The following is an 8,687-nucleotide window of genomic DNA, read 5'->3' on the forward strand; positions in this document are numbered from 1 at the left end:
CGTAGGAGCGGCTTCCAGCCGCGATCAGGCGCCGGACCAGCCAATCGCCCTCGTAGGAGCGGCTTCCAGCCGCGATCAGGCGCCGGACCAGCCAATCGCGGCTGGAAGCCGCTCCTACGAGGATTCAGGAATCGGCCCTCTGGCCGATCAGCAGGGCCTCCGGTACCGCGCACTTGATGGCCGCGGGGATCTCGAGGCAGAGGCCGGGCTGCGCCTGAACCGACACCCAGAGCGTGTTGATGCGCAGGTTCATCTCGACGAAGGCAACGACCTCGCCATAACCCTCCAGAACCTCGTGGATTGCCTGCAGGCGCTGGCGGATCTCGGCGTCGCTGCGCCGCTTGAGCCCGGGGATCAGCATCATGAAGTCGGCCAGCCGGCGGCCACGCTCGTCGCGTTTGGGAAGCCGCCGCCACAGCGGCTCGATCGGCTGGAAGGCGCAGGCGGGCCGCACGCCGGCCCGGTCCGCCGGGACGGTGTCCGAGCCCAGCGGTTCGATTGCCCCGGTGGCCGGGACCGGCTTCGGGATCCTGGGCCTTTGCGGCATGGTGCGCTCCTGGATTCCTGGCGGGTGGGCCCACCAGGCCCCAACGGTTCGTCCTTTGCCCTCGACTCTACGTCGCCTTTGGCGCCCGCGAAAAGCAGGCACAAAAAAGCCGGGGACGTGCCCCGGCCTTGTTGGCCTTGTTGGCCTCGAGAGGCTCAGCCGACGGTGGTCTCGGTGCTGTCGCTCTCACCCTTGTTGTCGGTCCACGAGAGCTTCAGGTTGTCGCCCGAGCTGCCCTCGAACTGGAACTGGAAGAAGGGGTTCCGGGAGATGGTGACGTTCCAGTAGGCGGTCATCACGGTGTTGCCCTCACTCTCCGCCAGCACGGTCTGGATGTGGTGGGGCGGGATCAGGTTGCCGGCGCTGTCCTTGGCGGTGCCGGTTTCCATCGGATGGGTCATCAGGGCGCGTACGGTGACGATGCCGTCGCGTTCCGCGGCACGAATGCGAATGCTCATTGTTCTACCTCCAGAAATTGGGAATGTCGGATGGGGTGTTCCGGACGCTTAGCCGCCGCAGCCACCGATGGTGACCTTCACTTCGCGGCTGGCCTTGTACCAGCTGCCGTTCGACTTCACGGTCGCGACCACGTCGGAGGACTCGCCCATCTTGATGCGGGTGGCGAACATCGGCACGGCGCCAGCCCCGAGGATGTACTTGGAGGTCAGGGGGGAGCCGTTCTCGACCACGAACAGGGCCATTTCGCTCACATCGGACATCCCGGTCTCCACGGTCACCGGCACGACCATGCCGTTCTCCGCGATTTCCGGGGCGGTGATCTCAATATCGCCTTCTTCCATTTCCGTAGTGCCGAGCGCGGCCTCCAGGGCGTCTTCATAACCGCGCGTCTCGAAGACGTCGGCCGGGAAGGCGGCCAGGAGCTTGCTGGGAGCCAGCAGGCCGGCTCCAACGGCGACGCCGACGGTGCCGGCGGCCAGGCTTCCCTTCAGAAAGACACGGCGCTTGTTACTTGTCATGGAGTTCTCCTCTCATCTTTGGTTCGGTCCGGATCGTCCGGGGCGTCGGGTTGGAAACGCCTGTGGTACGGACGAGCCTTCAGACAAATCTATTCCAACAGCGGTTCAGCGAAAACCCGCAGGCGCGACCCGCCGGGCGGCGCCGGGAGGCCGGAAACCCCGGGGGGATGCGCCTGAACGCCGCCATCTGGCAGCGAACCATGGAGTCTAGACCATACTCGAGGGGGTATGCGAAATGCAGCGCCCCGCTCTCCCCTTTACACTAGCACCACCAATCCCGTTGCGCCTGCCACCATGCCCTGCAAAGCCCAGCTCGTCTTCATCGCCGTGATCGTCGTCCTCGGGTCCCTGCAGATCCTTGCGAGCTGTGGTCAGAAGGGCGACCTGTACCTGCCGGAGGACGCCCCCGAGGAGCGCCGCTGATGGACCATTTCGCGCTGCACAACGACGTGCTGCACTGCGAGGGTGTGGCACTGGATACGCTGGCCGAGGTGGTCGGGACGCCCGCCTACGTCTATTCCCGTGCCACGCTGACCCGTCACTACCGGGCCTTCACCGCCGCGCTGGCGGACATTCCGCACCGCGTCTGCTTCGCGGTGAAGGCGAACTCCAGCCTCGCGGTGCTGAACGTGCTCGCCCGCCTGGGTTCGGGGTTCGACATCGTGTCCGGCGGCGAACTCGAGCGCGTGCTGCGCGCTGGCGGGTTGCCGGGCGGGATCGTCTTCTCCGGCGTCGGCAAGACCGCGGACGAGATGCGACGCGCGCTGCAGGTGGGCATCCACTGCTTCAACATCGAATCCGGGCCCGAACTGGCGCTGCTGAACCGCGTTGCCGGGGAGATGGAGCGGCGGGCGCCGATCTCGATCCGGGTGAACCCGGACGTGGACGCCGAGACCCATCCCTACATCGCCACCGGTCTGCGCGAGAACAAGTTCGGCGTGGACGTGGACGCGGCGCTGGCGCTCTACCGCGAGGCGGCTGCGCTGCCCAACGTGGCGCTCCGCGGGGTCGGCTTCCACATCGGATCGCAGCTGACCCGCCTGACGCCCTTCACCGACGCGCTGGAGCGTGTCCTCGCGCTGGCTGACCGCCTGCGCGTGGAGGGGATCGCGCTGGAACACATCGATGTGGGCGGCGGTCTCGGCGTGCGCTACCGGGACGAGGCGCCGCCGGAACCGGCCGACTACGCGGCCGCGCTCAAGCAGGTGCTCGCGGGCCGGAACCTGCAGGTGCTGCTGGAGCCGGGGCGCGCGATCGCGGCGAACGCCGGCATCTTCCTGACGCGTGTGGAGTTCCTGAAGCACACCGAGCACAAGGACTTCGCGATCGTCGACGGGGCGATGAACGACCTGATCCGGCCCGCGCTTTACGGTGCCTGGCAGGAGATCGTGCCGGTCCGGCCGCGCGGCGGGCCCGGCCGCGTCTACGACGTGGTCGGCCCGGTCTGCGAGACCGGCGACTTCCTGGGCCGCGAGCGGGAACTGACGCTGGCCGAGGGGGATCTGCTGGCGGTGCGTTCCGCCGGCGCCTACGGCTTCGTGATGGCCGGAAACTACAACAGCCGCCCGCGGCCGCCGGAGGTCATGGTGGACGGCGACCGCTTCCAGATCGTGAACCGGCGCGAGCAGGTGGATCACCTGATGATGCGCGAGAGCATGCTTCCGGTGGATGCCTGATGGAGCGGCGGCCCGAACCGGAGCTGATGCTGGGGGAGGACCAGGCCCGCGCCTATGCCGAGGCCGACTTCAGCGAGCCGCACGAGCACTTCGTTGACCTGTTCGCCGAGCGTTTCCCGGAGCCGGTCAGCGGGACGGTCCTGGATCTCGGCTGCGGTCCCGGGGACGTGAGCCTGCGCTTCGCTGCGCGCTACCCCGCCTGCCTGGTCGACGGGATCGACGGATCGCCCGCGATGCTGGCCGCCGGGGCGGAGACGCGACGCCGCCATCCTGCCGGACCCCGGGTCCGGCTGGGGCCGGGGCTGCTGCCCGCGGCCTGTGGTCCGGCGGCGCCCTATGACACGATCATCAGCAACAGCCTGCTGCACCACCTTCACGATCCGCGGGTCCTCTGGGCGGTGATCCTGCGCGACGGCGCGCCGGGCGCCCGCGTGTTCGTGATGGACCTGTGCCGCCCCGACACCCCGGAGCGGGCCGCGGCCCTGGTCGCCGCGCACGCGGAGGGCGAACCCGAGGTGCTGAGACGCGACTTCGAACACTCACTCTACGCCGCGTTCACGCCGGACGAGGTGCGCGGCCAGTTGCGGGAGGCGGGGCTCGACGCCCTCCGCGTGGAACAGGTCAGCGACCGGCACCTGCTGGTGTGGGGGCGCCTGTGAGCCCTGCACCGGGGGTGCCGCGATGACGGATCCCGGCCGTCGCCCCCCGGGCTCGGAAGCGGGCCTCAGGGGCCTGGCCTTTGCCAAGATGCACGGACTGGGCAACGACTTCGTGGTGATCGACGGTGTGCGCCAGCAGGTCGACCTGAGCCCGGACGACGTGCGCTTGCTGGCCGACCGGCACTTCGGCGTGGGCTGCGACCAGGTGCTGCTGGTCGAGCCACCTTCCGATCCGGCCACGGCGCTGTTTCGCTACCGTATCTACAATGCCGATGGCGGCGAGGTGGAGCAGTGTGGCAACGGCGCCCGCTGTTTCGCGGTCTTCGTGCGTGAGCAGGGGCTGACGCAGGCGGACACCATCGCGGTGGAGACGCGCGCCGGCCCGATCGTGCTGCAGGTGGAGCCGGACGGACAGGTCCGGGTGGACATGGGCCGGCCGTGCTTCGAGCCCGCGGACATCCCCTTCCTCGCGGAGGCGGCAGCCGAAGAATATGCCCTCGACGTGGACGGCACGATCCTGAGCATCGGAGCGGTCTCGATGGGCAACCCGCACGCGGTGATCCTGGTCGACGACGTCCGTACCGCCGCAGTGAGCCGACTCGGTCCGCTGATCGAGCACCATCCGCGGTTTCCGAACCGCGTGAACGCGGGTTTCGCGGCCATCCGCGACCGCGGGCGCATCGACCTGCGGGTGCACGAACGCGGCGTCGGCGAGACGCTGGCCTGCGGCACCGGCGCCTGCGCGGCAATGGCCGTCGCACGCCGCCGGGGGCTGGTCGATGCGCGGGCGCGGGTCCATCTGCCCGGCGGGAGCCTTGTGCTAAGCTGGACCGGACTGGGCACGGATCCCGTCTGGATGACCGGCCCGGCCACCACCGTATTCCAGGGTCGAATCAAGCCATGACTGCCAGTTCTCCGCGCACCGAACCCGATTTTCCCACCGAGGACGCCGTCGAGGCCTTCCTGCGCGAGCACCCCGATTTCTTCGAGCGTCACCTGTCGCTGCTCGACGTGCTGCGCCTGCCCCATCCGGCGGGTGGCTCGGTGTCGCTGATCGAGCGCCAGGTCTCGCTGCTGCGGGAAAAGAACCGCTACCTCGAGCAGCGCATGGCGGAACTGGTCGAGCGTGCCCGGGAGAACGAGCGCATGGGCCTGCACCTGCATCGGCTGGCGCGCACGCTGATGCACGCCGAGGGCCTGGACGCGGTCCTGGCGCTCACCCAGGAGGCGCTGCGCGACGAGCTGAAGGCCGAGCTGGTGAGTATCCGCCTGGCGGCGCAGGACAGCAGCGATCTGCACCGCCTCGCGCCCGTGGAACTCGAGCAGTTCGAGGAGCTGTTCGCGCGTGGCCGGGCGATATGCGGACGCCTGCCGCGTCCCGCACTCGAGGCGCTGTTCGGCGACGATGCCGCGGGCATTGGCTCGGCGATCCTGATGCCGCTGTCGGTCGATGGCCGCAAGATCGGAGTCCTCGGGCTGGGCAGCCGATCGCCCGAGCGTTTTCTTCCCGACATGGGCACCTATTTCGTCACCCACCTGGGTGAATTGCTGGCCGAGGCCATCTGTTGTCATGACGCCCGCTGCTGCGCCACCGGGTAGGACCGCCGGCGGATCGGAGCAGCCCCGGGACGCCGCCGTCCAGGCCTTCCTCGATCATCTTCGCGACGAACGCGGGCTGTCCGTGCATACCGTGTCGGCCTACGGGCGTGACCTCGACCGCCTGCGCGCCGGGTTCACCGGTGGCTGGGAGGACCTCGATCCCGCGGTGCTGCGCCGGATCGCCGCGGGGTTGGCCCGCGCAGGACGCAACCCGCGCAGCATTCAGCGGTTTCTCTCGGCCGCGCGCAGCTTCGGCCGGTGGGCGGTGCGCGAGGGCCTGCTGGAGAGCAGCCCGGCCGCAGCGCTGCGCGGTCCCCGGCCCCGGCGGCCACTGCCGCGGGCCCTTGACGTGGACCAGGCCTCGAGTGCGATGCTGCAGCCCTCGGAGCGGACCCTGGACCGGCGCGACCGGGCGATGCTGGAGCTCCTCTACTCCTCAGGCCTGCGGCTTTCCGAGCTGACCGGGCTGGATCTCGGCCACCTGGACCTTGCGGGCGGGCTGGTGCGCGTGCTGGGCAAGGGCCGGCGCGAGCGCACCGTGCCGGTGGGACGCATGGCCGGCGCGGCCCTGCGCGACTGGCTCGCGGTGCGCCCCGAATGGGCCGGAGCCGCGGAGCCGGCGCTGTTCGTGTCGCGACGCGGGCGCAGGCTGGGCAACCGCGCGGTGCAGCGCCGACTGGCGCTGGCCGGACAGCGCGCGGGCCTCGGCGAGCGGCTGCACCCGCACCGGCTCCGGCATGCCTTCGCCAGTCACCTGCTGGAATCCAGCGGCGATCTGCGCGCGGTACAGGAGCTGCTGGGCCACGCGGATCTCGCGACCACGCAGATCTACACGCACCTGGATTTTCAGCACCTCGCGCAGGTCTACGATGGTGCCCATCCCCGGGCACGGCGCAAGACGCAAGGGAACGCTGGTGCGCAGAGCGGGGACTAGCCCGCGTAGGAGCGCGCCTTGCGCGCGAAGCTTTGAAACGGGGCCGGCCCCACCGGGCAGCCCGTGCTGGCAGGCGCGCGGTGCGCGCACAGGAGGTCGTACTTGGAACAGTTTCGCGGAACCACCATCGTCAGCGTGCGGCGCAACGGCGAGGTCACGCTCGGCGGTGACGGACAGGTATCGCTGGGCAACACGGTGATGAAGGGCAACGCGCGCAAGGTGCGGCGCGTCCACCACGACCGGATCCTCGCGGGCTTCGCCGGCGGCACCGCCGACGCCTTCACGCTGTTCGAGCGCTTCGAGGGCATGCTGGAGAAGCACTCGGGGAACATGATGCGCGCTGCGGTGGAACTCGCGAAGGACTGGCGCATGGACCGGGCGCTGCGGCGGCTGGAGGCGCTGCTGGCGGTGGCCGACCGCGAGCACTCCTTCGTGATCTCCGGCAACGGCGACGTGATCGAGCCGGAGAACAGCCTGATCGCGATCGGCTCCGGCGGACCCTACGCCCAGGCGGCGGCGCGCGCGCTGCTGGAGAACACCGAACTGCCGGCGCGCGAGATCGTCGAACGGAGCCTGGGGATCGCGGCCGACATCTGCATCTACACCAACCACCAGATCACGATGGAACACCTCGGGCCGGAACAGCAGAAGGCCTGACGATCATGGCGATACGCGCCGACTCGAAGGATGCAGCCGGGTCGCCTGTCGCCGTGATCGTTCCGTCTCTCCCGCGCCCGCAGACGGGAGCGCGAGACAGCGAGCGCTGCGCGTGATTTTCACAGCAAGGATCCTTTGATGACTGACATGACCCCGCGCGAGATCGTCCAGGAGCTGGACCGCTACATCATCGGGCAGGACGAGGCCAAGCGCGCCGTCGCGGTGGCCCTGCGCAACCGCTGGCGCCGGCAGCAGCTGCCGGAGGCCCTGCGCCAGGAGGTCACGCCGAAGAACATCCTGATGATCGGCCCCACCGGCGTGGGCAAGACCGAGATCGCGCGCCGGCTCGCGCGCCTCGCGAGGGCCCCGTTCCTGAAGATCGAGGCGACCAAGTTCACCGAGGTCGGGTACGTCGGGCGGGATGTCGAGTCCATCGTCCGGGACCTCGCCGATGCCGCGATCAAGCAGCTGCGCGAGGAGGAGATGGACCAGCACCGCCAGGAGGCCGAGGATGCCGCCGAGGAACGGGTGCTGGATGCCCTGCTGCCGCGCCCGCGCGCGGCCGGCTACACCGAGCAGGAGCCGCCAGCGGCGGACAGCGAGACGCGCCAGAAGCTGCGCAAGCGCCTGCGCGAGGGCGCGCTGGACGACCGCGAGATCGACATCGAGGTGCGGGCGGTGCAGCCGGGTCTGGAGATCATGACGCCCCCGGGCATGGAGGAGATGGCCAGCCAGCTGCAGTCCATGTTCCAGAACCTGGGCGGCCAGCGCACGCGCAGCCGGCGCCTGAAGATCCGCGACGCGATGCGGCTGCTCGTGGACGAGGAGGCCGCGCGGCTGGTCAACGAGGACGAACTGAAGCTGAAGGCCGTGGAGCGCGTCGAGCAGAGCGGCATCGTCTTCGTCGACGAGATCGACAAGGTCGCAAAGCGCGGCGAGCACGGCGGCACCGAGGTGTCGCGCGAGGGCGTGCAGCGCGACCTGCTGCCGCTGGTCGAGGGCACCACGGTGAATACGAAGCTCGGGATGGTGCGGACCGATCACATCCTGTTCATTGCCTCCGGGGCCTTCCATCTCTCCAAGCCGTCCGACCTGATCCCCGAGCTGCAGGGGCGCCTGCCGATCCGGGTGGAACTCGAGGCGCTGTCGGTGGATGATTTCGTGCAGATCCTGACCGAGCCGACCGCCTCGCTGACCGAGCAGTACACCGCGCTGCTCCGGACCGAGGGGGTGACCGTCGAATTCCGGCCCGACGGCGTGCGCCGTATCGCCGAGATCGCCCACGACGTGAACGCGAGAACGGAGAACATCGGCGCCCGGCGCCTGCACACGGTGCTCGAACGGCTGCTGCAGCAGGTGGCCTTCGACGCGCCCGACGTGTCCGGCCCGGTGATCGTCGATGCGGGGATGGTGGAAGAGCGCCTGGGCGAACTGATTCAGGATGAGGACCTCTCCCGGTATATTCTTTGACGCAGGCCGGTTTTGTGCCGGACTGGAGAGGTTATTCTGCGGTGGAACGGAACATGGGTACGGTAGGGCAGGCGCCGCGGGCCCCTTGGAGGTCGTGCGGTGGGTGCGCTGCGCTTCACCCACCCTACGCCCATGCCGCGAGGCCCGTAGGGTGGGCCGCGCCGCGGG

At 69.5% G+C, this 8,687-nt stretch carries 11 protein-coding genes; 8 read left to right on the plus strand and 3 right to left on the minus strand.

The annotated features are described in order from the left end of the window. Window positions 1–124: 124 nt before the first annotated feature. From ACESMN_RS11540 to soxY, 3 genes are all read right to left on the minus strand, one after another. Complete coding sequence (locus tag ACESMN_RS11540) at window positions 125–547, minus strand: hypothetical protein (protein ID WP_373053750.1); 423 nt, start codon at window positions 545–547, stop codon at window positions 125–127. Between the two features lie 155 nt (window positions 548–702). After that, a complete protein-coding gene (gene soxZ / locus ACESMN_RS11545; RefSeq protein WP_373053751.1) occupies window positions 703–1,005 on the minus strand; it encodes a thiosulfate oxidation carrier complex protein SoxZ in 303 nt (100 codons plus the stop codon). A gap of 48 nt (window positions 1,006–1,053) precedes the next feature. Beyond that, on the minus strand, window positions 1,054–1,524 hold the full coding sequence (gene soxY, locus ACESMN_RS11550) for a thiosulfate oxidation carrier protein SoxY (protein ID WP_373053752.1): 471 nt from the start codon (window positions 1,522–1,524) through the stop codon (window positions 1,054–1,056). A gap of 294 nt (window positions 1,525–1,818) precedes the next feature. Between soxY and lptM the strand changes: the two genes are divergently transcribed. The 8 genes from lptM (at window position 1,819) to hslU (ending at window position 8,519) form a co-directional block, all read left to right on the plus strand. Then, window positions 1,819–1,947, plus strand: a complete 129-nt coding sequence (lptM, locus tag ACESMN_RS11555) for an LPS translocon maturation chaperone LptM (RefSeq protein WP_373053753.1) — start codon at window positions 1,819–1,821, stop codon at window positions 1,945–1,947. Beyond that, window positions 1,947–3,200 (plus strand): diaminopimelate decarboxylase, encoded by a 1,254-nt coding sequence (gene lysA / locus ACESMN_RS11560; protein ID WP_373053754.1) that lies wholly within the window; start codon window positions 1,947–1,949, stop codon window positions 3,198–3,200. Before lptM ends, lysA begins: the two co-directional genes overlap by 1 nt. Next, entirely contained in the window at window positions 3,197–3,859 is a 663-nt protein-coding gene (locus ACESMN_RS11565; protein WP_373053766.1) for a class I SAM-dependent methyltransferase, read from the plus strand. The genes lysA and ACESMN_RS11565 overlap by 4 nt, the downstream gene beginning before the upstream one ends. Before the next feature lie 22 nt (window positions 3,860–3,881). Then, entirely contained in the window at window positions 3,882–4,763 is an 882-nt protein-coding gene (gene dapF / locus ACESMN_RS11570; RefSeq protein ID WP_373053755.1) for a diaminopimelate epimerase, read from the plus strand. Beyond that, complete coding sequence (locus ACESMN_RS11575) at window positions 4,760–5,458, plus strand: DUF484 family protein (RefSeq protein WP_373053756.1); 699 nt, start codon at window positions 4,760–4,762, stop codon at window positions 5,456–5,458. The genes dapF and ACESMN_RS11575 overlap by 4 nt, the downstream gene beginning before the upstream one ends. Continuing rightward, the gene (locus tag ACESMN_RS11580) at window positions 5,430–6,392 is read left to right on the plus strand and encodes a tyrosine recombinase XerC (RefSeq protein WP_373053757.1); all 963 of its coding nucleotides are present in this window, start codon (window positions 5,430–5,432) and stop codon (window positions 6,390–6,392) included. The genes ACESMN_RS11575 and ACESMN_RS11580 overlap by 29 nt, the downstream gene beginning before the upstream one ends. A 102-nt stretch (window positions 6,393–6,494) precedes the next feature. Then, complete coding sequence (gene hslV / locus ACESMN_RS11585; protein ID WP_373053758.1) at window positions 6,495–7,049, plus strand: ATP-dependent protease subunit HslV; 555 nt, start codon at window positions 6,495–6,497, stop codon at window positions 7,047–7,049. 138 nt (window positions 7,050–7,187) lie between these two features. Continuing rightward, window positions 7,188–8,519 carry an ATP-dependent protease ATPase subunit HslU gene (gene hslU, locus ACESMN_RS11590; protein ID WP_373053760.1) on the plus strand — a complete coding sequence of 444 codons (1,332 nt, stop codon included), beginning with the start codon at window positions 7,188–7,190 and terminating at the stop codon, window positions 8,517–8,519. The last annotated feature ends 168 nt before the right edge of the window (window positions 8,520–8,687 follow it).

The sequence above is a fragment of the Thioalkalivibrio sp. genome (assembly GCF_041690275.1).
In the GTDB taxonomy this organism is placed as follows: domain Bacteria; phylum Pseudomonadota; class Gammaproteobacteria; order Ectothiorhodospirales; family Ectothiorhodospiraceae; genus Thioalkalivibrio.

What these genes read in the sequence shown, in the direction of transcription:
- ACESMN_RS11540 (WP_373053750.1), bottom strand. Translation starts at nt 547, where the DNA reads ATGCCGCAAAGGCCCAGGATCCCGAAGCCGGTCCCGGCCACCGGGGCA.
- soxZ (WP_373053751.1), bottom strand. Translation starts at nt 1,005, where the DNA reads ATGAGCATTCGCATTCGTGCCGCGGAACGCGACGGCATCGTCACCGTA.
- soxY (WP_373053752.1), bottom strand. Translation starts at nt 1,524, where the DNA reads ATGACAAGTAACAAGCGCCGTGTCTTTCTGAAGGGAAGCCTGGCCGCC.
- lptM (WP_373053753.1), top strand. Translation starts at nt 1,819, where the DNA reads ATGCCCTGCAAAGCCCAGCTCGTCTTCATCGCCGTGATCGTCGTCCTC.
- lysA (WP_373053754.1), top strand. Translation starts at nt 1,947, where the DNA reads ATGGACCATTTCGCGCTGCACAACGACGTGCTGCACTGCGAGGGTGTG.
- dapF (WP_373053755.1), top strand. Translation starts at nt 3,882, where the DNA reads ATGACGGATCCCGGCCGTCGCCCCCCGGGCTCGGAAGCGGGCCTCAGG.
- ACESMN_RS11575 (WP_373053756.1), top strand. Translation starts at nt 4,760, where the DNA reads ATGACTGCCAGTTCTCCGCGCACCGAACCCGATTTTCCCACCGAGGAC.
- ACESMN_RS11580 (WP_373053757.1), top strand. Translation starts at nt 5,430, where the DNA reads ATGACGCCCGCTGCTGCGCCACCGGGTAGGACCGCCGGCGGATCGGAG.
- hslU (WP_373053760.1), top strand. Translation starts at nt 7,188, where the DNA reads ATGACTGACATGACCCCGCGCGAGATCGTCCAGGAGCTGGACCGCTAC.